Source organism: Rhodopirellula sp. SH410 (assembly GCF_055811895.1).
In genome coordinates, this window is record NZ_CM147949.1 from 8,061,116 (window position 1) to 8,085,225 (window position 24,110).

At 57.5% G+C, this 24,110-nt stretch carries 15 protein-coding genes; 10 read left to right on the plus strand and 5 right to left on the minus strand.

What is annotated here, in order from left to right:
* Nucleotides 1–106: 106 nt before the first annotated feature.
* Complete coding sequence (locus SH410x_RS29735; RefSeq protein WP_473673424.1) at nucleotides 107–1,507, minus strand: S1C family serine protease; 1,401 nt, start codon at nucleotides 1,505–1,507, stop codon at nucleotides 107–109.
* Between the two features lie 460 nt (nucleotides 1,508–1,967).
* On the opposite strand from SH410x_RS29735, the gene SH410x_RS29740 reads away from it, so the two are divergent.
* The 8 genes from SH410x_RS29740 to SH410x_RS29775 all read left to right on the plus strand — a co-directional run bounded on the left by SH410x_RS29740 (nucleotide 1,968) and on the right by SH410x_RS29775 (nucleotide 16,099).
* Nucleotides 1,968–7,649 (plus strand): cadherin domain-containing protein, encoded by a 5,682-nt coding sequence (locus tag SH410x_RS29740; RefSeq protein ID WP_473673426.1) that lies wholly within the window; start codon nucleotides 1,968–1,970, stop codon nucleotides 7,647–7,649.
* Nucleotides 7,650–7,701: 52 nt separating this feature from the next.
* Nucleotides 7,702–8,574 (plus strand): ThuA domain-containing protein, encoded by an 873-nt coding sequence (locus tag SH410x_RS29745; protein ID WP_473673428.1) that lies wholly within the window; start codon nucleotides 7,702–7,704, stop codon nucleotides 8,572–8,574.
* Between the two features lie 521 nt (nucleotides 8,575–9,095).
* Nucleotides 9,096–11,174, plus strand: a complete 2,079-nt coding sequence (locus tag SH410x_RS29750; RefSeq protein ID WP_473673430.1) for a S46 family peptidase — start codon at nucleotides 9,096–9,098, stop codon at nucleotides 11,172–11,174.
* A 268-nt stretch (nucleotides 11,175–11,442) separates the two neighbouring features.
* Nucleotides 11,443–12,975 (plus strand): phytoene desaturase, encoded by a 1,533-nt coding sequence (locus SH410x_RS29755; protein ID WP_473673432.1) that lies wholly within the window; start codon nucleotides 11,443–11,445, stop codon nucleotides 12,973–12,975.
* 94 nt (nucleotides 12,976–13,069) lie between these two features.
* On the plus strand, nucleotides 13,070–13,747 hold the full coding sequence (locus tag SH410x_RS29760) for an ABC transporter ATP-binding protein (RefSeq protein WP_473673434.1): 678 nt from the start codon (nucleotides 13,070–13,072) through the stop codon (nucleotides 13,745–13,747).
* A gap of 76 nt (nucleotides 13,748–13,823) precedes the next feature.
* Nucleotides 13,824–14,711, plus strand: coding sequence for a DUF58 domain-containing protein (locus SH410x_RS29765; protein ID WP_473673436.1), 888 nt, complete (start codon nucleotides 13,824–13,826; stop codon nucleotides 14,709–14,711).
* A 352-nt stretch (nucleotides 14,712–15,063) separates the two neighbouring features.
* A complete protein-coding gene (locus SH410x_RS29770; RefSeq protein ID WP_473673438.1) occupies nucleotides 15,064–15,252 on the plus strand; it encodes a hypothetical protein in 189 nt (62 codons plus the stop codon).
* 163 nt (nucleotides 15,253–15,415) lie between these two features.
* Nucleotides 15,416–16,099: a transposase gene (locus SH410x_RS29775; protein ID WP_473673440.1), complete on the plus strand. Its 684-nt coding sequence runs from the start codon at nucleotides 15,416–15,418 to the stop codon at nucleotides 16,097–16,099.
* 405 nt (nucleotides 16,100–16,504) lie between these two features.
* Here the strand turns inward: SH410x_RS29775 and SH410x_RS29780 are convergent, their stop codons facing one another.
* From SH410x_RS29780 to SH410x_RS29795, 4 genes are all read right to left on the minus strand, one after another.
* Entirely contained in the window at nucleotides 16,505–17,860 is a 1,356-nt protein-coding gene (locus SH410x_RS29780) for a Gfo/Idh/MocA family protein (RefSeq protein WP_473673441.1), read from the minus strand.
* A gap of 244 nt (nucleotides 17,861–18,104) precedes the next feature.
* On the minus strand, nucleotides 18,105–19,034 hold the full coding sequence (locus SH410x_RS29785) for a dihydrodipicolinate synthase family protein (protein ID WP_473673442.1): 930 nt from the start codon (nucleotides 19,032–19,034) through the stop codon (nucleotides 18,105–18,107).
* A gap of 45 nt (nucleotides 19,035–19,079) precedes the next feature.
* Entirely contained in the window at nucleotides 19,080–20,480 is a 1,401-nt protein-coding gene (locus SH410x_RS29790; RefSeq protein ID WP_473673444.1) for an alkaline ceramidase, read from the minus strand.
* A gap of 99 nt (nucleotides 20,481–20,579) precedes the next feature.
* The gene (locus SH410x_RS29795; protein ID WP_473673446.1) at nucleotides 20,580–21,758 is read right to left on the minus strand and encodes an enolase C-terminal domain-like protein; all 1,179 of its coding nucleotides are present in this window, start codon (nucleotides 21,756–21,758) and stop codon (nucleotides 20,580–20,582) included.
* A gap of 129 nt (nucleotides 21,759–21,887) precedes the next feature.
* Between SH410x_RS29795 and SH410x_RS29800 the strand changes: the two genes are divergently transcribed.
* Together SH410x_RS29800 and SH410x_RS29805 are read left to right on the plus strand one after the other, a co-directional pair.
* The gene (locus SH410x_RS29800) at nucleotides 21,888–22,748 is read left to right on the plus strand and encodes a GntR family transcriptional regulator (protein ID WP_473673448.1); all 861 of its coding nucleotides are present in this window, start codon (nucleotides 21,888–21,890) and stop codon (nucleotides 22,746–22,748) included.
* A gap of 142 nt (nucleotides 22,749–22,890) precedes the next feature.
* Complete coding sequence (locus tag SH410x_RS29805; RefSeq protein ID WP_473673450.1) at nucleotides 22,891–23,988, plus strand: DUF1559 family PulG-like putative transporter; 1,098 nt, start codon at nucleotides 22,891–22,893, stop codon at nucleotides 23,986–23,988.
* The last annotated feature ends 122 nt before the right edge of the window (nucleotides 23,989–24,110 follow it).

Consider the following 24,110-nt stretch of genomic DNA (forward strand, 5'->3'; position numbering starts at 1 on the left):
TCGCGTGAACAACAAGTGACGAATTTTCCCATAGCCACCGTCGCCAGACGGTGGGCCCCCACGCTCTGGCGAGCGTAGCTACGTCAGTTTTTCTTCACCCGATGCATTAGGGCATTTGCTTCAGCGTGACTTCGGTGCGGTATCGTTTTCCGTCACGGAGAATCACCATCTCGATGGGCTGCTCGGTGGCGGCCATGCCCACACGGGCGACGAGGTGGTCGTCGTCTTCGATGCGATAGCCATCGAAGTGCAAGATGATGTCATCTTTTTGCAGCCGCGCGGTCTCGGCGGGCGATCCCGGCCGGACGTTCTTGACGCGGGCGCCGCCAAATTTCAAGTCGTTCTCACGATAAACGTCCACGGCCATGTCGGGGCTGACCTTCATCGATGCATACTGGCCCGCTGCGCTGGGAAACTCGGTAGCGGCGAACTCGGGATCGAGAGTCACGCCGAGATAGCCGCGGCGGAGTTGCCCGTGAGCGATGAGTTCCTCAGCGACTCGAGCGGCCATATTGATCGGAATTGCAAACCCAATTCCCTCACTGCCACCACTGCTGCTGGCGATGGCCGTATTCATCCCGATCACTTCGCCACGCAGGTTTAGAAGTGGCCCGCCGCTATTGCCGGGGTTGATCGCGGCATCGGTTTGGAAGAAATCTTGCAGGTCGATCCGCTCTTCCCCCAATGATAAATCGCGTCGTCCTTTGGCGCTCATGATCCCAAAGGTGACCGAATGGCTGAGGCCGAAGGGGCTGCCGATGGCGATCACGAAATCGCCAATTTGCACCCGATCGCTGTCCGCCAACCGTGCGGCGGGCGGCAGTGGCTGGGGCGATGGCAGCGGGCGTCGGCCCGCGTCGCCAGCGGATCCCGAGGACACCGCTAACTTCATGACAGCCACATCCGTACTCGCGTCCATCAGGATTCGTTCGGGACTCCACCGTCGCCCATCACTTGTCCGCATCGTGATCTGGTCGACCGTGGCACCATGGATCACGTGACGATTGGTCATGACCCAGCGATCACCAGCGATCTCCAGCACCACACCGCTGCCGGCCTCGTCGTAGGACTCTGACGAGGCACCTTTGCCCGTTATCTTGTGGGCTTCGATGTGGATCACGCTTGGTTTGACCAACTGTGAAACATGCCGGACTAAATTGCCCAGCCGGTCAAACTGGGCGACCTCCTCGGCCAGTTCGCTGAACAACTGGTCTCGCTGGATGTCTGCCTGGCTGCGACCGGCGATGCTTCCGAGGCTGGCCCGGGGCACCGGTTCGGTGCGGGAAATCGGTCCCGGCCGATAGAACGATTCGTCGGTGTGGATGGGGCTGGTTCGCGACAGCGAGCTACCCGGATCTTGTGCGGATGCCAATTCGCAGGACGCCGCGCCGCAGGCGATGAGCATGGTCGCTGCCAAGGCGACGGCTCGTTTTTGACGGCCCGAACCGTCTCGGTGGATCAGTGCGGGTAGGGTGGTGCGTTGGCGCATGTGGTTCCAGCTCGGCATCGAGGCTCTTTCCAGCAAAATGAACCCAGACTCGTGGGCCGAGTCGCGGGATAGCAGATTGTAGGCATCGTCCACCTGGCTAGGCCAGCTTTGGAGATCACTTGGGACGAGGCACAACGGCGAAAACCCGTCTAATCGGACCACGAAATGACGTGTACTCACGCGATTGTTCGCTAAATGCCGATCTTTTCTGTTGTTACAGATGCTCTGGATATTTATCCTAGGAGGACTAGGACCCTGTCCGGACAGGGGGCTGGCGGTCGTGACAGCGGGGCTGAGCTCTCTCCAGGATGGGTTGTTAGCAGTTTTTTCTATTTTATTGACAGGAACCTTTTGGGGTATTGGGCATCCAAAAATCACGCCACTTCGTTGGGGCCTTTGTTTGGAAGCTCGGTTCATCGCCGTTCCTTTTCGCTTGGTCGCTGGGCTTTGCCGCGCGCTTTTTGGACTCTTTTCCGTTATGAAACGCTTCACTTCGACTCCATTGCGAGATTGGTTGGTTGGTTCTCGCACCGATGAAACTGCCGGCGGATTGTCGGCGGCAGCACGCCGACGCCGATTAGCTCGATCGGTCACCGGTGCCTCGAATCAGCGAGGTAGGAAGCGGCGGGTTCAGCTTGAAAAGCTGGAATCACGCCATCTCATGGCGGTCGTCAGCGGCGAGATCTTTCTCGATGTGAACCAGGATGGCCTCCGCCAGGACGTTGAAACGGGAGCCTCCGACGTAAGTGTGTATTTGGATCAGAACTCCAATGGGAAGTTAGATGCCGCCGAGCCATCGACGTTGACCGATGTCGATGGCTTCTATTCCTTTCCGACGCTCACCGCGGGTGACTACCAAGTTCGAGTGAGCCCTGCGCCCGGATTTGTGCAGACCTCGCCGTCGGTGACCTTCGGCTGGAACGACACGGTCGTCCAGGATGACGATGGAGAATATTTCCGCGCCGCCCAACTGTTTAAGGTCAATGCGGATGGCGAAGTCGAATCGATCGGCCAACCGACGAGCAATCGGATGGATGGATTGGCGCAAATTGGCGACCATTCCCTGGTTGGCATCGACACGCGAACCAACGAAGTCTTTCGCGTCGATCCTTTTACGGGCGAGCGTTCACGCGTCGCGGAATCGAATTTAGACATCGTGGGCGGTTTGGCGTACGATCGTGTCGGGAACACGGTGTACACGCTGGTGCGAGGCGATTCTGACGCGACGAACCGTACGCTGGCACGGATCGACGTGAATACGGCTCGCACAACACTGATTGGAAATGGCTATTCAGGGCTGAATTCGGTCAGCGATTTGGCGTTTGATCCTGTCAATCGGCGCGTGATTGGTTTTGATAATAGCGACGATGAGTTTTTCGCTTTTGATATCAACGGCATCGGACGAACGATCGCGCGGGCGAGCTTCACCGGGATCGATGCCAGTTCCATGGCCTTGGCGACTGCCGATCAACTCGAAAATGTTCTGCCCGATGGGCCGCGCTCGACATCGACGTATGTGTGGATGTTTGACGCCGACGACAACAATCGGACCTCCACTCTGTTGGTGGAGATTCCCGACGCGGTGGCCAATGTTGTCGAAACCGCAGTGGTGAGAGCATCGATTAATGTCGACGCCCCCGTCCGCCCGGTGGCTCTGACGCGGAGCACGATTGGCAATAATGCACGTGACATCACGCTGACCCAGTTTGAGTCTCGCAATAATGTGAACTTTGCGATCGCGCCCGATGTGATCGGATTTCGGCTCGTGCCCAGCAAGCCCTTGACCGGTGCTGGATCGCTCGGCCAAGAAGGTGCGACCGTCGTCGGTGGAGCGATCGATGAGGACTTTGTCGAAGTCACGCTTAATCGCCAACCCGTCTCCGATGTGACGCTGAATCTATCCTTGTCGAGTGGCCTGGGCGGCGATCCTGGGGTGCTGCTCGATGTCGATCAATTGATCTTTACGCCGGACGACTGGGCGACACCTCGCCGCGTGCGGTTGACGCCGGATCTCGCCAACGAGGTCAAGGTCATCACGCCGAGCACGTTGACGGCGACGGTCAGCGCTGCGACGTCGGATCCACAATTCGTCAATCTGCCCGCACAGACGTTGCCGGTGCGGGCGCTGCCGGCTCTCGACGAGGCGGAATTTGACACTCCCGTGATCAGCGAAATCTTGGTCGAAGGCCGATTCACCGCCGCCGTCTCACAGACGACTGACCAATACATTGAATTGCGAGGAAAGCCCAACGAAGTATTGCCAGCGGGAACCTATTTCGTCGTCCTGGAGGAATACAGCAGCCAACTCGGTGAGATCAATACGGTCATCGACTTGAGCGGCCAGTCATTCGGCAGCAACGGTTTCCTCGTTCTCCTGCAAGGCGCCAACTCATACGACACCGCTTTCGGCGCGAACGTTTTGCAGAGCGATCTGACGGGATTCAATGGTCTGCCCGGCGGGATCTTTTCCAGTGCCCAGTCGGACGGTTCGATCGACACGGTCTTTCGCGATGCCAGCTATTTCCTGATTCAATCAGACACGCCACCCGTCGTCGGTGATGACGTCGACGCCAACAATGACGGGTTCATCGATTCCGATAGTAACGCTGCCGACTGGGGCACCTATGACGCGGTGGGGATGCACGATTTTACGCTGAATCAAGCGTCGTTTGCACCGATTGTCTTCATTGGAAACGCTGCGAATGACCATCCCATCGTCGAACGCAACAGTCGGGGGCAAACGATCGTGACCATGGATGGCTACGGCTATGCAGGGCGCGTGGGCGATTCCATTGGCAGCGATTACGAGGACTGGGTCTCCGGCACGATGCAAGATGTGGCTCCCGGTTTCTGGGGTGGCGAAGCGGATCCGGACGGATTGTTTGAATTTTCGGACAACCAAGTCAGCTATCCCGCCCTGTTCGACCATGCGCTCGATCACATCGGCGAAAGCAATTTCGTAGGCGGTGTCCGCGGTCAGATTTCGCTGCTGCCTTCCAATGGCGACATCAATGCTGGCACGCCCGCTGACACGACACTGCCGGCCGAAGGCGTGACCGTGTTTGTCGACACCAACGGCAACGGTGTCCGTGACAACCTGCTGTATGTCGTCGAGCCGGATGATGCCGCACCACCTTTCGATATCAATAATCCGGCCCCCAATGACGCTGAGTACCCGCTGACACAGTTCTATGATGGTGTCACGATTAGTTGGGATCGAGCCGGTGGCGCGATCGTTAGCGACGACATCGTTTCACGCCGGCAATTGATCGGCGGTCGCCCGGTTGGCAACCGAATCTTCAGCGCGGGGCCCTTTGACGAGTTCTATACTTCTAACCACTTGCGATTCGATTTCTTTCGGCCGATCAGTTCGGCATCGATCGATGTCATCAATTCAAGTTCCATTGGATTTGTGTACGGGCGGCTCGATGCGTACAACGCGGCTGGCGATATCGTGGCCACCTCGCTCAGTAACGCCGTCAGTGGCAGTCGTCGTGGTAGCGTTACGGTGTCCGCGCCGGGCGAGCAAATCGTACGCATCGAAGCGTACGGTGACGATAGTTTCAACACGAACTCATTCAATGTGAGCTTTGACTCGTTGAGTTACTTGCAGCCGGAGCCGACCGCGATCACGGATCAGAACGGTATCTACGAGATCAGCGGGTTGTTTCCAGGTGACTACGAACTCGCCGTCGCCGGCACGGCCGAAGTCGCCAATTTGCTAGCGACGTCGACGGAACCCTTTCGCATCACCAAGTACGAGAACTTCTTCTTCAATAGCGAGTTCCGCCCCAATACCCTGCCCACGTTCCCCGATGGGGAAAACGTCGTTTTCATACTCGATGAAAACCCATCGGTCGGCAGCGTGGTCGGGACCGTCAACGGATTCGATGCCGACAACAGCGGCTTGACGTACGAGTTCATTGGCGGCAACAGCGTGGGGCTCGAACTGGTCACGCTGCCTGACTTCACCGCCGAGATCCGCACGACGGCCGACGCGGATCTGGATTTCGAGACCGAGCCCGTCCGAGTGCTGACCGTCCGCGCCACCGACGAACTCGGTGCCAGCGCTACCGGTCGTATCACCTTGCAACTCAACGACATCAATGAAGCACCGGTGATCTCTGACGCGGAACTCTCCGTTCCTGAAGACGCGGTCGCAGGCCCCACCACGGGGACCGTGATCGGACGCATTGATGCTGTCGATCCTGATGCCAACGCGGATCAACGGCTCACCTATACGGTGATCCCGAGCACCCCCGATGCCTTCTTTGAAAACGACGGTTCGCCATTTTTCTCTGTCGATGAACTCACCGGTGTGGTTCGTTTGACCGCTCCGTTGGATTTTGAGTCCACCAGTCTATTGGTACTTCGCGTCCACGTTAGTGACAACAACACCGCGCCAGGACAAACACCGGGCGTCACCATTGCCGACAAGATCATTCGCGTCTCGGATGAAAATGACCCACCGCAAATTGTCACGACGACCTTTAGCGTGCCCGAGTCAACGGTCGGTGAATTGGCGTCTCTGGAAGCCCTGGATCCAGATGACGGCCAGAATCATACCTTCCAACTCGTCAATCCAAGCTCGTTGTTGTCCGTCACGCCGGCCGGCAAAGTGGTCCTCAACCCGGGGCAAAGCCTGGATTTTGAAACCGCCCCACGCCTCCAGTTTGACGTTTCCATCAGCGATAACGGCAGCCCGCCGCTGGCCACCACCGCAACGATCGTTCTGAATGTACTAGATGTCAACGAACCCGCGGTGCTCAATCGACGCGACAATCAAAATAGTCCGGCGAGCGAAAACCAGCCCGGGCTGTTGATCGCAACCTTGTCCCTTGTCGATCCGGAAGGTTCCAATTCCGATTACGCACTCGAACTCGTGCCCGGCTCAAGTTCGGATCTGTTCCAGTTCGATCCGCTCACCGGTCGCTTGAAACTAGCCGACGGCGTGACCCTTGACTACGAAGCGGCACCGCGGCATGACCTCACTTTTGAAGTCATGGATCGGACCGGTCAGCTGCCCACCTCCATGCAGTCGTTCCGCGTCTACGTCGGAGATGTCAATGAACCAGCCTACGTGACGACCCAGAAAATCTTTGTTTCCGAAGTGCCTCACCCCGGTGACGAAATCGGACGCATTGGCGTCGTCGATCCCGATCCAGGAATCCCCGGCAGCAGTTTGTCTATCGAGATTATCGGTGGTACGGCGCAGCAGTTCTTCGAGTTTGAATCGGCAGCAAATGCACCCAACAAACCCGTCTCGCAGGTTGACCCGTTCTTACTGAAGATCCGTGGCAACTTTAATCTCGCGGCCTTCCGAGCGATCGATCCTGCGACGCTCAACCTGCAGGTGCGAGTCTCCGACGGCAATAGCTCGACGGTGCAACCCATCGACGTGCAGATCGAATTGAACGAAGTGAACGAACCGCCGGTATTCAACCAAGCGCCCCTTGCCAATACCTTCGATGGCGAACGCATCGTGACCGGTACTACGTTCCGATTGACCGTCCCTGAAGACATCGCATCGGATCCCGAAGAGGGTGATTTCCTGTTGCGAATCGGTCAAAAAGTACGCGACGAGAACGGTGATTTGGTGCTTGATGACGGTGGTCGAGTGAAACTGAAGCTGCCCACCTGGCTGACGTTCAATCCCGACACGCTCGAACTGGTCGGCCGGCCGGGCGGTGCCATTCACGGCAACGTCGACCTCGTCATCCGCGCTCTCGAAGTCGGCCCCTTTCCACTGTCGGTCGATCATGAGTTCAGTCTACCGGTCTCGCCCCTGCAGAACTCGGTGAATCCGTACGACGTGACGAACGATGGCGAAGTGACTTCACTGGACGCGCTGCGGATCATCAACTTCCTCAATGAATCCGGGGCGTCCGTCGCCTCGACCGGAAGCCTCTCCAGCAATCTTGTCTATCTCGACGTCTCCGGCGACGGATTCGTGACCGATCTCGACGCCCTGCAAGTGATCAACGAACTCAATCGTTTGGGCGATATCGAGACGGCACCGGAACCGTTGCCACAGGTGATCTCGCCGAGCAATTCCGATGACGCCGTACCTCGTGTTGACGATGGGGTATCATCTCTCGATAGCCAACGCGCCCGCGAACAGGCCATCGACGCCGTGCTCGGTCAGTCTAACCTGTTCTAGGAATGATCCTCTCGTTGACCACAGTCCTATCCTCACAAACTAATTCACGAACATGAAACTCACCTGCCACTGGCTACTCTCATTAGCCGTTCTGTCATCGCTCGGGTTGAGCGGTGCCAACGCCCAAGACGCTGCCACCCAATCGTCGCCATTGAAGGTGCTATTGGTGGCGGGGGGGTGCTGCCACGACTATACGACTCAGTCGAAACTGCTCAAAGAGGGTATCGAGTCGCGAATCAATGCGGACGTGACGGTCGCTTTCAACCCGGAGCAAACGACGAGAACGACCTTTGAAATCTACGAATCCGACGATTGGGCGGAGGGGTACGACGTCGTCGTGCACGATGAATGCTCTGCCGACGTGACGGACAGGGCCTATGTCAAACGGATCCTAGCGGCACATCGGAACGGTACGCCAGCGGTTAATTTGCACTGTGCCATGCACAGCTATCGTTGGGGCGACTTCAGAAATCCCGTCGAGCCCGGAGCCGACAATGCCGGTTGGTATGAAATGATCGGTCTGCAGTCGACCGGCCATGGACCCAAGTTCCCAATCGACGTGACCTATACCGGCAACCCGATCACCGCGGGACTCGAAAACTGGACCACGATCAACGAAGAGTTGTATAACAATGTTCGTGTTTTCGACGGTACGACGGCGCTGGCCTCCGGCAGGCAAACCGTTCCACCGAACAAGGGGCAACTCAAGAAGGACCCAAATGCCAAAGGGAAAATTGCTGAAGCCGTGGTCGTTTGGACGAGTGCGTACGGCCCGAACAAGACCAAGATCTTCAGTACCACGCTCGGCCATCAAAACGAAACGGTTGCCGACGCCCGATACATGGACCTGGTCGTCCGTGGCCTGCTGTGGTCAACAGGAAACCTGACCGAGGACGGCAAACCGGTCGCTGCCGTCGCCAAATGATGTCAGGATCGAGCCGAAAATATGTGGCCGACCGCTCCGCGGTCGGTTTGGTCGACCGCGGAGGGGTCGGCCACAATTTAGACAGTAAATTTTCGCTCGTTCCTAACGAAGCCCGTAACGGGACGCGGCTACTGATAACGGGACCCAGCTACGGAATTGTTGGGGACGTGTGGGGCAATGCTGGTTGCAAATCTCCTTCACGTCCCCGCTAGCTGTGCACGTCCCCGCGAGCTATTCGAGACGGCTGAAACGCTATCTGCCCCGAGGCTCCCTCGAAGGTCGGTCCGTCATTTGAAAAGCCGCCCCACGTAGCGACAGCCAACTTCTCATTTCGGGGCTTCCGCAGAATCGGTGGGCCGCGACGCATCCACGCAGACGTCCTCGAGCAAAGCGTCGTGGAACGATGTGCCCATACCCATCCAAACGGGATCCGCCGGGGCTGTTCCATCTGTAGGTGAACCCGGTATTTTGAGATGCTCGACTGATGATGATTTTTTGTTCCCAAAAAGAGAGTCGTTTGCATGTTTCGCCGAATGTTTGCATCCTTGTCACTGGCGTCCACTGTGGTCACTGCCTCGCTACTTTCGCCCGTCGCCGCCCGCATCCACGCTGACGAGGGCATGTATCTGTTCAACGACTTGCCGCGTGAACTGCTGAAAGAACGCTACGACTTTGATCCGTCTCAGAAGTGGGCCGATGACCTGCGGCTCGCCTCGGTGCGATTCAATTCCGGTGGTTCGGGATCGTTCGTCTCCTCCAACGGCTTGGTGCTGACGAATCATCATGTGGCCAGCGACACGCTGCAGAAAGTCAGCACAAAGGAACACAATCTGATTCGGGATGGGTTTCTCGCCAGTTCGCTCGACGAGGAGATCAAGGCACCTGATCTCGAGCTGAACGTGCTGATTGAAATTGTCGATGTCACGCAGCGCATCGATGAGGCCGTAACGAACAAGACCGATGCCGAGGCAGCGGCGAAGCAACGTCAAGCTGCGTTTAATTCCATCGAGAGTGAATCCTTCGACGACACGGGACTTCGCAGCGATGTCGTGACGCTCTTCGGAGGTGCTCAATATCACTTGTATCGGTACAAGAAATACACCGACGTGCGTTTGGTCTGGGCACCGGAAACGGCGGCCGCCTTCTTTGGCGGTGACGCGGATAATTTTGAGTACCCGCGATACAACTTGGACGCGACATTGATGCGCGTCTATGAGAATGACAAGCCGGCCGTGATCGATCACTTCTTGCCGTGGAGTTCAAAGCCAGTCGCTGACAATGATTTGGTATTCGTCAGTGGGCACCCTGGACGCACGCAGAGAATTTTTACCGTCGAAGCCTTGGAATATCTGCGTGATCATCGCTTGCCGTTCGTGCTGGATTATTTGCGGCGCAAAGAAATCTTGTTGCAGCAGTATCGGCTCGAGAGCGAAGAGGCGGCCCGACGCGGTCGAGACGAATTGTTTGGCATCCAGAACGCCCGGAAGGCTTACACGGGAATGCTCAATGGACTGCAAGACCCGCAAACGATCGCGGATCGTCGCCGCAGCCAGGATCGCTTAGTTGCCGCCGCGGCTTCGAATCCGGATCTGAAACCGCTGACCCAGGCTTGGCAAGAGATTGCGGAAATTCAAAAGGAAAAAGCCGAGCAGCTATCGCGATCCGTGTCACTGCGCAGCGATGTGTTCCAGTACGCGTTGTCAATCTTGCTGCTCGCCCAAGAGGATCAAAAGCCCAATGCCGACCGGTTGGCTGAGTATACCGACGCGAGTCGCGACTCATTGTTGACTCGGTTAACCAGCGAGGCGCCGCTCTACGACGATTTGCAACGGATCGAGTTGGCCGATGAGATTGCGTTGCTGTTGGAGCGACGGGGCATGAATGATCCGCTCGTCGTTGAGGTCTTGGCTGGGCGTTCGCCTCAACAGGTGGCCGCCGAAATTATCGATGGCACTCACATGGATGAATTTGCAACCCGCCGCGGTTTGATCGAAGGTGAACCCGCCGCGGTCTTGGGCAGCGACGACCCTGCCATGCGGCTGGCGCAGTTGATGGAACCTGAGTATCGGCGACTGCGTTTGATCGATGATCGACTCAGCGAGCGTGAGAAACAGGCGTATGCCAAAATTGCTCGTGTGACCACCGAGATCGAAGGCACGACGGGGTACCCGGACGCGACCTTCACGCTGCGATTGGCTTTTGGAACGGTCAAGGGTTACGACGAGAACGGATCATTTGTTGAGCCAACGACCGACTTCGCCGGTGCGTTCGAGCACGCCGCCGAGCATCAAGGCCAAGAAGATTTTGAATTACCCGAGTCGTGGATGAAGGCCAAGAAAGACGGCAAGATCGATCTATCGACCCAGCTCAACTTCGTTTGCACGGCGGATATCATCGGCGGGAATAGTGGCTCACCGGTTGTCGATCGTGACGGAGCCCTGGTCGGTTTGATCTTCGACGGTAACATCCAAAGTCTGACGAGCGATTATCTCTACACCGATCAACAAGCCCGTGCGGTGAGTGTTTCCGGTGTGGGAATTCGTCAAGCGTTAGAAACGATCTACAACGCCGAGGATCTCGCGGATCAATTGGGTCGGTAAACGGGACCATCCGTCGTTCGTGTCGCCAGACAGTGGACGCGATCACTCTCGTGACGCATCACGAGCCATCTTCCGGCGAACGCCGCTTGCATTCCTACGCAGCTTGGTTTTCGCGATGGCGTCATGACGTAGGGCCGGTTCCCAGCGGCCTGGCACTCGGGTCGAGCAGCCGGTGGGAACCGGCCCTACCCGACGGCTGAGCTGCGTCGGGATACGAATGTCTCAATTGAATCCATCACGACGTACCGAATACAAAAGAACAGGGAAGATGTCGAAAAAGAAAGTCGTGATTGTGGGCGCCGGCCCCGGTGGACTCGCCGCTGCCATGCAACTCGCCCAGGCCGGTTGCGATGTGACGGTGCTTGAACGCCGGGATCGCGTGGGCGGGCGCACGTCGGCGATCGAGCTCGATGGGTTTCGCTTTGATTGCGGGCCAACGTTCTTTTTGTACCCACGTGTGCTCGCGGAGATTTTTCAGTCGACGGGTCGGGACCTGATGGAAGAGGTGCCGATGAAGCGTCTCGAACCGCAGTACCGGTTGACCTTTGGCGGTCCCGCTGGCGGAGTGCTTGACTGCACCGCAGACATGGACGAGATGGACCGACAAATCGCGGAGTTCGCACCGCGCGATGTCGGGCAACTCAAACGATACATGGACGACAACCGCGTTAAACTGGCTAAATTTAGGCCGATACTCGAGTCGCCGTTCAGCTCGCCGCTGGATTTGTTGCGTCCCTCGCTGCTAGCGGCGGCCTCGAAGCTGCATCCGATGCGAAGTCTCGGCACGGAACTTGGGCGTTACTTTAGCGACCCTCGGCTTGTGGTCGCGTTCGCGTTCCAAGCCAAGTACTTGGGCATGTCGCCGTTCAATTGCCCGAGCCTGTTCAGCATTCTGTCGTTTCTCGAATATGAGTACGGCGTCTGGCACCCGATCGGCGGCTGCGCCCGCGTGAGCGAGCGGATGGCTGAGATCGCTCGCGAGATGGGTGTCGATATCCGGCTCAGCGAGCCCGTCGATTCGATTGAACTGGAGGGGAAACGCGTGACGGCGCTCCGCAGCGGTGAGAACCGTTACACCGCCGACGCCTTCGTCGTCAATGCGGACTTCGCAGACTGGATGACCAAGACGGTGCCCAATGAAATGCGTCGCCGCTGGACGAATGAGAAGATTGAGAAGAAGAAATTTTCGTGTAGCACGTTCATGTTGTACCTCGGCATCGAGGGCCGCTACGATGACCTGCCGCATCACAATATCCACATCAGCGAGACGTACGATCGCAATCTGCGTGAGATCGAAACCGATCATGTGCTCAGCGAGGACCCTTCCGTCTACGTGCAGAACGCGTGCGTGACCGATCCCAGTTTGGCACCGGAGGGCTGCTCGACGTTGTATGTGTTGGTGCCCGTGTCCCATCAGACCGAAAACATTGATTGGTCGACCGAGGCCGATGCGTTCCGTGAGAAGGCACTCGATCAGCTGGCCGCGATTGGGCTGACCGACATCCGTGAGCGTATTCGCGTTGAGCACCGAATCACGCCCGATGACTGGGTGAATGACTACGCGATCTACCAAGGTGCGACGTTCAATCTCGCCCACAATCTGGGACAGATGCTTCATCTGCGTCCGAAGAACCGATTCGACGAGCTCGACGGGGTCTACCTGGTCGGTGGCGGAACGCATCCCGGCAGCGGATTGCCGGTAATCTACGAATCAAGCCGCATCAGCTCACGGCTATTGCTGCAAGACCTCGGCATGTCCACGCAATTCATCGAAGACGCGGCCGGAACGCAGGGGAGGTGACGACCTCGCCCGCGTGATACTATGTTGATTGAGACGTTTGCCGAACCGCTGATTCTGCGGCGAGATGTCAATGGAATTACTGAGGGAGTGACACGTGTTAGTAGTCGAGAATCTGAGCAAGGCATACGAGAGTGTTGGGCAGCCACTTCGTGTTCTGGAAGACCTTTCACTCACGCTGCAGCCGGGGCAATCGGCGGCGATCGTGGGACCGAGCGGCAGTGGCAAGACAACACTGCTGCAAATTCTCGGTACGCTCGACACGCCCGATCAGGGCAGCGTGCGGATCAACGATACCGACCCCTTCGGCTTGGATGAAAAACAACGCGCTGTCTTTCGCAATCAAACGATCGGTTTTGTTTTTCAAGATCATCATCTCTTGCCTCAGCTGTCGGTGATAGAGAACGTACTCATTCCGGCGTTAGCCGTGGGTGCGGCCACGGACGCTCACGCCGAGCGAGCCCGATCGCTGATCGAAGCCGTTGGACTGAAGGATCGCAGCACCCACTTGCCCGGCGAATTGTCCGGCGGCGAGCGTGAGCGCGTGGCAATCGCGCGAGCCCTGTTAATGCGTCCTACGTTGATTCTCGCTGACGAGCCCACGGGCAACCTCGATGCCAAAACCGCGGCAGGAATCACCGACGTGCTGCTGCGTTTGCAAGCTGACGAGAACGCCGTGCTGGTCACGGTCACGCACTCGGAAACACTCGCCGATGCGATGCAGTACCAGTTTGAACTCGTCCAAGGACGCCTCGTCGAACGAGCGACTGCTTGATTGTTGTCATCGGTTGGTCAGGCATTCCGCCGGTCCAACGTCTATCATTGACTGGCTGAAAGCCTAGCCCACATTTATGTCGCAATCTCTCTCCCCTGAAACGCTGCAAAGCATCAAGCGTCTCGATTTGCGAGCGCGGATGGTGGTGCGTGGTTTTCTACAGGGGTTGCACACCAGTCCGCTGCAAGGATTTTCGGTTCAGTTCAGCGAACATCGACGATACAGCCATGGCGACGACCCAAAACTGATCGATTGGTTGGTCTACGCGAAAACCGATAAACATTACATCAAGCGTTTTGAGGCGGAAACGAATCTGACGGGGTACCTCGTCATGGACCTGTCGAAATCGATGGGATTCAGCGAACGTCAATCGATGACGAAGTTCGAATACGCGACCTGCTTGGCCGCCTCGTTGACCTATCTGATGACGATGCAGAAGGATCCGGTCGGATTGCTGACGTTTCGTGATAAATTGCGTGCGGTGTTGCCAGCCCGCAGTCGCCGAGGGCACTTGGGCGACGTGATGGCCGCCCTCTCGGCGATGACCCCCGACGGCACAACCGATCTATCGGCCAGTCTCGTGCAGGTCGCCGCCATGCTGCGGCATCACAGTCTCGTGATGCTGTTCTCGGACCTACTCGGCGATCCGGTCGAAGTGCTGGCGGCTCTGGGCAAGCTTCGGCACGGCGGTCACGACGTCATTGTCTTTCATGTGATGGACGAGGCGGAAGTGTATTTTCCATACGATGGCCCGGTCGAGTTTGAGGATCCCGAAACCGGAGAAGTGGTCACGGTTGATGCGACGGGATTTCGCGAAGAATACCTCAGCAGCGTCGAGGCGTTTCGCGAAACCTACCGCGAAGGCTGCAACAAGATGCGGGTCGACTATGTCGCGCTGGACACGAGCATGCCCTTTGACAAGGCGTTAGCGGAATACCTGCAGCAACGTCAGGCTCGGTTTTAGGGTCGCGGGTTTGCGAGACCGATTTCGCTTAGGCACCCTTTTGACGGTTTCGGGAACCGGTCGCTTGCAGGACCGAAATGCGTGTCCATCCTTGGTCGAGGCGATGGAAGCAACCGTTCGGCAGCGTGTCCGCCCCCCCCTCGTCGTCCCTGCCTGAAGATTACCAATCAATCGCCTAAGCAACGCGGGATCAGTAACTGGCGTAGTGGATCTTGTCAAAGATCCATCCGGAACAGGATCTTTAACAGACGCGCCCGACAAAAGTCTCATGCTACCAGCTTCTTTCGTGGGCGAGATGCGTTGCCTTTTGCTGTATGGATTTAGCTTTTTTCTTCGAGCGGTCGGTTAGTCAGTGAAAACCATCGAACTACCTACGCAGCAAAGACTTTTCGACCCGTTCGAGGGCGTCATCGGCGCCATGGGGCGAAAGATGATCGACAACGGATGGCAGGGCCTCCTTCGCGACGTGCTCTTGGAGCAGATGCCCATCGGCCTCGTCGGTGAGCATCTCAGTGACGATCAAGGACGACCAACCTTTTGAGTTGCACGCGATCATCGCGCTCCTTTGAATCCGTGACTTTCAAGGTTGGACTGTCCCCCAGGCCCACGAAGCACTGCTGTTCCGAACCGACATCCAATACGCACTGAACCTGGAGCCAAGCACCGAAGTCACTCAGCGAACCATTGAACGCTACATCGCTCGAATGCAAAGCAACGAGAAGATCAGTGAGGAGATCTTCGCAGGCGTTACCGACACCCTGCTGCAAAGCATGGAAGTCAAAGTCAAAAAACAGCGTCTCGATTCCACCCATGTGCTTAGAATACCAGGAACAATAAGTGACGGGTTTACCGTAGTGGATCTTGTTAAAGATCCTGTTCTGGATGGATCTTTAACAAGATCCACTACGCCAGTTATTGATCACGCGTTGCTTAGCGAGATGGCCAACTGCGCCGGTGAACTGGAGTCTTGCCCGGCTGGTCACGCTCCCGAGTCGACCAACTACAACGCCAAAGGCGACTACACTTTCGCACAGATGGATCCCGAGAAGTGCCAGCACTGTCCGCTGCTTGCACGCTGCCGCGTCCAACGCAATCGGGATAACGCGCAGCCGACCGGCCGCATTCAATTTGCCGGCAGTGCGGTTCGGGCCGACGCGCGTCGTCGCCACGAGCAGAGCGACGAGTTCCGCGATAGGTACCGTTGGCGGTCGGGTATCGAAGGGACCAACGGTTGCCTCAAGCGAATGATGGGCTTGGGTCGGCTCCGCGTTCGCGGCCACAATGCGGTGAAGCTTTCGATCCTACTGAAGCTGGCCGGTTGGAATCTGCTTCGAGCGGTGGCAATGCGCCGCCAGAGAAAGAATTCGCTCCAATTGGCCATTAACTAGGAAAAACAGGGGCAATAGGCGACTAGGACCACGGTTCATGTAGAGCCTGCGACTCCTCGACAGTCAAACCAGGGCCTCCAGAGATCCCCGGCTAAAAACTTTTGCACCACCAAAAAAAGTCGCCCGCAGCAAAGCCACCTAATGTCGGTCGCGTCTGTTAAAGATCCTGTTCTGGATGGATCTTTAACAAGATCCACTACGGTAAACCCGTCACTTATTGTGCCTGGTATCCTAAGGAACGAGCGGAAAGTTACTGTCTGAGATTGTGGCCGAACGCTCCTAAGCGGTTTGAACCCTCAAACCGGCCCGTGAGCGGTCGCCTCTTCGCTGTGCGGCGTTGAAGTGAGAGTGGGGCGTGCTGCGAATTGATGAACGAGTTTGGACGACTCGTCGGTGGTTGTTACGTCAAGAAGCACTTCCGGGATGCTGATACGGCTCTCGGTACGGTCTTTTCAAAGCCGCAGTCGCCTCGTCATCGCCGGGGATCGTATGCGTTTCGGGATCAAAGGCTAGGGTGCGGCCGAGCTGCATGGCGTTGTTGGCCATGATGCAGGACGCGCTACTGATATGGCCTTGCTCGATGTCCGCGACCGGCTTGCTGCGTTGATCGATCGCGTTGAGGAAATCTCGCAGGTGTCCGCGGATCGCTGACGTCACATGCAACTCCATTCGCCAATCTTTGGCATCGGTTTGGTCACTGGGGTATTGATCAAGCTCGATCACCGGCTGGCCGCTGAGTTTCTTGCCGCCGCCGTGCGGCTCGAAATCGTATCCGTTGACGCTGAGTTTGAGCGTTCCCTTGTCGCCATAGAGCACCGCAGCCCAGGGATATTTTGGGTCCGGCGCGCTGCCCCAGCTGCGGTGTGTCCAGACGACATCCAGTTCATCGAAGTCGAACGTGGCGGTTTGCGTATCGGTGATATTGGCGATCGATTGCGTTTGCACCTCGATACCGCCCACGCTGCTGATCCGTTGCGGCCAGCCGAGATCGAGTTGCCAGCGGACCAGATCGAGCATGTGGACACACATGTCGCCGACAATTCCGTTGCCGTACTCCATGAACGCGCGCCAGGAACGCGGATGAATGAGTTGGTTGTAGCCCCGCAGCGGTGCAGGTCCGGTCCAGGCTTCGAAATCTAAGTTCGGTGGCGGATCGATGATCGGTGGATTGGAGTTGGCCCGCATGTGGTAGTAGCAGCACACCTCGGCGAACGCGATATTACCGAGTAAACCTTCGTCGACGACGCGATTTTTGGCTTCGATCAAGTGCGGCGTGCTCCGCCGCTGCGTTCCGACTTGCACGACAGCATCATTCGCTCGAGCCGCATCGAGCATCGCTTTGCTTTCGAGCACGTCCACGCCCGTTGGCTTCTGTACCCAGACGTCGGCACCTGACTTCACCGCCGCGATCATCGCCAGGGCATGCCAGTGATCGGGTGTGGCAACCATCACAATATCGAGATCTTGCTCGGCCAGCATCTCGTCAAAGCGAGCGTAGGTCCGAGGTCGCTTACCGGATTTTTGCCGCGACTGCATGAGATCGGCGCACTCGTCCAGCATCGAGGAATCGACATCGCAGAGCGAGACCACCTCGACGGGCTCGATGTTGATCAGCTGCAGTAGGTCACATTTCCCATACCATCCACAGCCGATCAATCCGACTCGGCGAGGTTTGGATGTTTCAGCCGCATACGCGCCCCCGGCGAGTGTTGCTGCGGTGGTGGCGAGTGTGGATCCGGTTAAGAACGTGCGTCTGTCCATGGGAAGCCTGAATCGCGAATTCGAGGAAGGAGATGAGCCGGCATTGGAATGAAAGAGTGGCTTTCATTCTAGCAAAGCTGGAACTCAGCGTTGGGTTTTCCATCGTCGCCAGGGGGCTCTGTCCTTCTCAGCGGGCGAGGCTTCCGAGGGGGATCGTCAACGGCATCGGAGGCCTGGAATCTCACCGCCGGTCGACCGCGGCATGCGGCCGTTGCGAGGTCAAGATCCAGCGCAGGGATGCTGCTTAGGAGGTTGAGATGGCTTGCGTCAGCATCTCAAGAAGTCGATCTACTTCACTGCGAGTTTCCGCGTCGAGGTTCCAGGCATTCGGCTCGCGGCGGCGATCGGTTGTGAACAGACCTCGCTTCACCAGAATGTATTTCTCGATCGCTAGGAACCCATCCATTCCCGCCTGAAGCTGCAAGGCGACGATCGCGCTGATGGGGAAGTAGATTCGATACGCTGTCGTGTCATCGCCGGCTTTCAGAGCGTTCCACAATGCCACGATCCCATCGAGTAAGTCGGTGCCGGGCATGGTGCCAACGACGCCGCGGCGAAACGCATCGATCAATAGCATGCCGCCCGAACCGTCGAACATGCTGGCACGGCCATCGCTCGCGTCTCGAAGGTCGGACAGGTTGGGCCCGATGGGCGCGCCTTCCGGTTTGAAAAGGATTTTTTGCGGTCCATACTGATCGAGCAGACGAACGTAGAATTCCGTGGGGATCGACGCACCGACATAAGACGACGCATCCTGAACGATGAGCGGGACGGGCACGGCATCCGCCAATGTGCTGAAGTAGTCGTGAAGTGCCGCTAGCGGCAGCCGTGTGGTCACGGGGGGAATCGCCATAATCGCATCGCAGCCAGCTTCGACGGCCGCGTTTGCAAACGACACTGCCTGTTTTTTGCTTTCCGCCCCGACGCTCGCGACGACGACTCCGCGACCCGCCGTGATTTCCACAATGAGTCGATTCAGATGGATTCGCTCTTCCGATGTCAGCCGCAGGATTTCTGAAACCATGGCGGAGCAAACACCGTCGCTGCCTAACGTGAACGCCCAGTCGATTTGGCGCTGGAGGCTGTCGCGATCGATTTCATCGTGGACGTCAAACGGAGTACTTAGAACTGGGAAAATACCTTCGATGCTTGGTTTCATCGTCATGGTCTGCATGTTGGGTCGTCGATTGTTGGGACAGAGGTGGTGGATTGTGGAAACTCAATCCTGAAGTTTTTGGATTGCATTGCTCATCGCCTCGCCGGTTCGTTCCAGGCAGCCACGATCGAACGGCGTTTGCCAGACGGGGTAGGTATCGACATCGTACAGATTCGCCGGTGGCAGGTAGCCGACCGTCCCGTTGATGATGTTCATGCAGATGACCGCGTGATCGGGAAAACGGCTTCGCAATTCTTGCTGCAGCTGCGAGTAGGCTTCGCCCGCACAGCCGACAAGCACAGCGTCGCCGATCCTCCAGGCATACACTGGAAGCGGGAACGAAGAGCCGTCTCCGAGCCACTGTCGGATATCCCGTTTTCGTCGCAGCCGTTCTTCCAGAGCCCGGTCATCGCAGGCCACTCGCTGCTGTTCGAGTGCCTCCGCTGTCGGCCAGTCTTTGAGTTCCAGGTCCACTGCAACTTCGACGGCTTGCAACGCTGACGAAATCTCGTGGGGTTGATATTGCCAGAGGGCCAGCGGCGCACCGGATTCCATGACGCCCTCGAAGCACAAATGATTTCCGACCGGATCCATGTCGCTCAGAGTTGCCAAGACAGCATGCCCCAGTTGTCGTCCATGGCGATCGGCCACTTCGACGTCGCCAACGTATTGATGCTTCGGCGCGAGATCTCCCGACATCCCTTGAAGAAAGATCGCTGTCGCGCCGGTGGCCTCTTCGACCGTCTCCCGCATCGCCCCGATATAGTCGGGGGAGATCGCAGTGTTCTCCCAGGCCAGTGTGGTCGGGTGGCAGGCGTAGTTGACCAATGTTGCTCGCACCGTTCCCGCCGGGTCGGTGATGCGTCCTACCAGCAACGTGTCGTCGGCCGCGACGGCCGGATTGTAACCGCAGATCATTCGATTCGCCGTTGGATCAGGGTCGGGGAGATCGCGTGCGACCGCCAGTCCACATCGCCCCACGTGCCAATCCAGGACGGCCTCGTCAGCGGTCGCTAACGCGCCCTCGATGGCACTCACGGCGGCCTGGTGAACGAGTTCCAACCACGGTTCGAGCAGCTCACTGCCAGGCAACGACGGATCGGGCTCCATCAACGGGGCGGACGCGTGCGTGTGGCTCAAGGCAAAAATAAGGTGGGACGATTCGACGTTCACTTCATCAAGCAGTCGCTTCTGAAACCGGCCAAACAAGTCCATCCCACGCCACCAGCCCAGGTCAGCATCAATCAGAACAAGAGGGGCGCCACCGGAGATTGGGGCAAGCGTTAGAGCTGTGAGCGTCAGCGGTCGATGAATCGAATCGGCTGTCTCATGCGCCGCGGCGCCCCAGTTGCGTGAGTAGATACCCACCGGTGGTGTGATGTCCTCGCGGGTAATCCCGATGCGGCCTCGGAACGAACAGTGTCGTCGAGCGGATGGAGGCTGAGCAGGTGGGTGTTGGTTCATTGTGGCTGGGCCGGTCAGAGTTGAACTTGCGCTGTGAAAAACGGAAGCCGGGTGGCTCCGAACTCACGTCGAGGACGTGAACAATTGCTTTGTGGCTCCCTACCAATCACCGACACCGCCGTCTCGATAAAAGACACGTTGCGGAATCTCCTGTTCAAACGGGTGTTTCTTCACTTCCTCTTCGTTAATGGAGATTCCCAATCCGGGCTTCGTGTTGGGCGATACAGTGCGAGTTTTCTCGTCGATGGTGAAACCCTCCTCCACAATATCATCCCGCCACGGGACGTCATTGTGAACGGACTCGCAGATGATGTAGCTCGGCTGCGAGAACCCGAACTCCAGCGATGCGGCTGTGCTGACGGGGCCTTGCGGATTGTGAGGTGCAAGTGCGATCCGATGGGCGTCGGCAAGTGCAGCGATCCGTCGAGCCTCGGTGAATCCCCCGCAGTGGGTCAAGTCGAGTTGGCAGATCTCGCATCCTCGGGCCGCAAACAGATCGCGAAACGCCGCCAGATGCGTGACCCGTTCCCCCGATGCAATCGGCGTCGCGACCGCCGCGTTGATGGCGGCAAGTCCTTCGACGCTTTCCGGCCAGCAGGGTTCTTCTAGGAAGTAGAGTCCGTATTGATCGAGGGCCTTTGCGAACTGCATCCCCATCGCTGGTGAAGGGCGCGCGTGGCAGTCCACCATGATGTCGATGTCCGCTCCGACGGCCTCACGCATCGCGGCAACGCAGGCATCGGCCGCCTTGATCGGTCCGAGGCCCTCGATCGGCATGGTGGGCGGCACCGCCATGGATTTAAACGCCGTGAATCCGTCTTCAACGGCTTGCTGGGCCAGGTCCGCAAACTGCTTTGCATTGTCGACAGGGGTCTCATAAAAACTCTCCAGATCGCCGCCGCCAAGATGGCAATACAATCGGATCGAATCTCGAACGCTGCCGCCCCACAGCTTGTGACACGGAACCCCGTACGCCTTGCCGACGATATCCCACAACGCGAGATCGATCCCGGCAATCGCCGTCGATCGAGTCACCCCGCTGCCGTGCCAGAAGTGCTGCCGCCACATCATCTGCCAGAGATGTTCGACACACGTGGGGTCCTCACCGATCAGGAGAGGCGCTAGATCTTCGATCGTGCCGACAACGCCGCGAGTATGCCACTCCAGCGTCGCTTCCCCCCAACCATAGAGCCCGGGTTGGTCGGTGATCACTTTAACAAATATCCAGTTCCGCATGCGGGCGTGACAAACATGCGTTTGGATCGCTGTGATTTTCATTCCGTTCCACCAGTTCTTGCTGTGACGAGGTGTGTGGCCCGAGAAAACGAGTCACCGGTCACCCAATCTATTTTTAACTTTGTCGCCAAAGTACTTGTTTTTGTCGACGAAGACAAGTACTTTGTCCGTATGCCCATCACCACATACATCAAAAATGACCTCGCTGCTCAACTGCAATCGGGCCAGGAAGTTCCGGTTCAGCTGACCCTCGTTTCACTCGCCGGCCACTACAACGTCAGTTTGACGCCTGTGCGAGCCGCGGTAGCGGAGTTGATCGACGAGGGGTTGCTGCAAAAGGGCGAAAACAATCGGCTGGCCGCCACCTCCCAATGTGGAAAGGGAAAGGGTAAGAGTCCGGGGGCACGCCGTGAGTCCCCATTGCCTGAGTTGCCGCGTGATCCGTACGACGTCATTGCCAATGACTTGGTGCAGCTCAGTCTGGTCGGTGATCCGGTGTATCTGCGTGAGGAAGTAACGGCCGAGAAGTACGGCATCAGCCGTTCGGCGCTCCGCAACGTTCTGCACCAACTCGCCGGTGAGGGCGTGCTCGACCACATTCCACGACGCGGTTGGCGATTGCGACCGTTTCGGCAGGACGATCTCCTTGCTTTCATTGAAGTACGTGAGGCGTTGGAGCTAAAGGCACTGGAGCTGGCGCGACCGAAATTGGATGCTAGCGAACTCGAGCACCTGCTCGAACTGAACGCGGCTCCTAAATCGACCAAGACCCCTCTGAGTGTTAATGAGTCGTTGCACGAATACCTCATCGTTACGGCGGGTAACGCCTATATCAAGGACTTCTTCGAGCGTCAGGGACGATACTACAAACTACTGTTTGTCTGGGAGGATCGTGACCGTGATGTTGCGATTGAGACGATGCGTCAGCACCGCGAGATTCTTACTGCTTTGCTAAAGAAGAATTGGTCGGCGGCGAAAAAATCGTTGTCGCGTCACATCCGCAACAATCACCCTGTCCTGTCCAGGGGCTGACACTGGCGATCAATTACCGGCACCGCGTCCGTTTCTACACATGGTGAGCCACACGGGTGTCGCAATGGCAGCGTCGCAGTACGACAAACAGAAAACACAATCCCACCCCCACTTCCTTTCTGTGCTTTTGTGAGAAGTTAAAATGAAACGTTGCATTTCGAAACCGAGTCCCGGTTTCACCCTTGTCGAGTTGTTGGTAGTGATTGCGATCATTGGTGTCTTGGTCGGGCTGCTGCTGCCCGCGGTCCAGGCAGCGCGGGAGGCGGCCCGCCGAATGCAATGCTCCAATAATATGAAACAGCTTGGATTGGCGGTTCAGAATTACCACAGCGCCTACGATCAAATTCCTGCTGCAGCCACCCATTTCGAAGCCTATCAAAACGACGCAACCTATCCCCGCGTCAGCGGAATGATCTTCTTGATGCCCTACATGGAGATGGGGGCCCTGTATGAAGCCTTCACGCAGGATGCGAAGGTCGCCGCTCCAGGCTCGTATCTATGGGATTCGCCCTCGTTGCAAGCTGCAGGCACTCAGGCCGCGTTCATCTGCCCATCAGCTACCGGCGGAGAAGCACCAGCGCTAAACAATATTTCCAAGTGCTTGTACGTATTTTGTGTGGGCGATGCGATGTGGCACAATGCGAAGTCCGATGCATCAGAAGGAATGTCCATCGCCAGGATTGATTCACGCAGCATGTGGGTCAGCGCCCTGGCCTCGAATATGAATGCCAATCGGAGACGCTTTCGCGACATTCTCGATGGGCTGAGCAACACGATCGCGATGAGCGAAGTGGTGGGAGCTCCACGGGATCAATCGCTCGTTAAGGGCGACGTTGCGAACTTCAATGGGATGTACAATGGCTCGACGGCATCTCCGGCACCTTGCCTGACCGTCCCTATGACTACCGACCGAATCTCGTACACCACCGGTGCTGACTGCTGGCGTGGATTGATTCTGGGTGACGGTCGGACGATTAATAGTCGCTTTACAACAACGCTCTCTCCCAATTCCCCGTCGTGTGCCTACGCGGGCAATAACAATAGTTGGGGCACGTTTTCACCCACCAGCCATCATCAAGGCGGAGTGCAAACTCTCATGTTCGATGGCGCGGTTCGATTCGTGACCGATTCGATCGATACTGGAAACCTTAACCTGCCACAAGTGAAATCAGGGAACAGTCCTTACGGTGTTTGGGGAGGGATGGGGTCACCGCAAGGAAAAGAAGTAACGACGCTATAGAAAATGCGAGGGCGGCATGTCTCGATCCTCCGTTCTTGCTTTTATCGCTCCGGCGTGCCGATTGAAGGAGCCCGTTCCTGACATGCTCTCCTGTTTCTAATTCTCACCGACTCATTTTTACT

Bases quoted from the DNA above. Each gene is read 5' to 3' on its own strand.
- SH410x_RS29785 (WP_473673442.1), bottom strand. From the start codon at position 19,034: ATGCAGACCATGACGATGAAACCAAGCATCGAAGGTATTTTCCCAGTT.
- SH410x_RS29740 (WP_473673426.1), top strand. From the start codon at position 1,968: ATGAAACGCTTCACTTCGACTCCATTGCGAGATTGGTTGGTTGGTTCT.
- SH410x_RS29795 (WP_473673446.1), bottom strand. From the start codon at position 21,758: ATGAAAATCACAGCGATCCAAACGCATGTTTGTCACGCCCGCATGCGG.
- SH410x_RS29790 (WP_473673444.1), bottom strand. From the start codon at position 20,480: ATGAACCAACACCCACCTGCTCAGCCTCCATCCGCTCGACGACACTGT.
- SH410x_RS29765 (WP_473673436.1), top strand. From the start codon at position 13,824: ATGTCGCAATCTCTCTCCCCTGAAACGCTGCAAAGCATCAAGCGTCTC.
- SH410x_RS29735 (WP_473673424.1), bottom strand. From the start codon at position 1,507: ATGCCGAGCTGGAACCACATGCGCCAACGCACCACCCTACCCGCACTG.
- SH410x_RS29805 (WP_473673450.1), top strand. From the start codon at position 22,891: ATGAAACGTTGCATTTCGAAACCGAGTCCCGGTTTCACCCTTGTCGAG.
- SH410x_RS29745 (WP_473673428.1), top strand. From the start codon at position 7,702: ATGAAACTCACCTGCCACTGGCTACTCTCATTAGCCGTTCTGTCATCG.
- SH410x_RS29755 (WP_473673432.1), top strand. From the start codon at position 11,443: ATGTCGAAAAAGAAAGTCGTGATTGTGGGCGCCGGCCCCGGTGGACTC.
- SH410x_RS29780 (WP_473673441.1), bottom strand. From the start codon at position 17,860: ATGGACAGACGCACGTTCTTAACCGGATCCACACTCGCCACCACCGCA.
- SH410x_RS29750 (WP_473673430.1), top strand. From the start codon at position 9,096: ATGTTTCGCCGAATGTTTGCATCCTTGTCACTGGCGTCCACTGTGGTC.
- SH410x_RS29775 (WP_473673440.1), top strand. From the start codon at position 15,416: ATGCAAAGCAACGAGAAGATCAGTGAGGAGATCTTCGCAGGCGTTACC.
- SH410x_RS29800 (WP_473673448.1), top strand. From the start codon at position 21,888: ATGCCCATCACCACATACATCAAAAATGACCTCGCTGCTCAACTGCAA.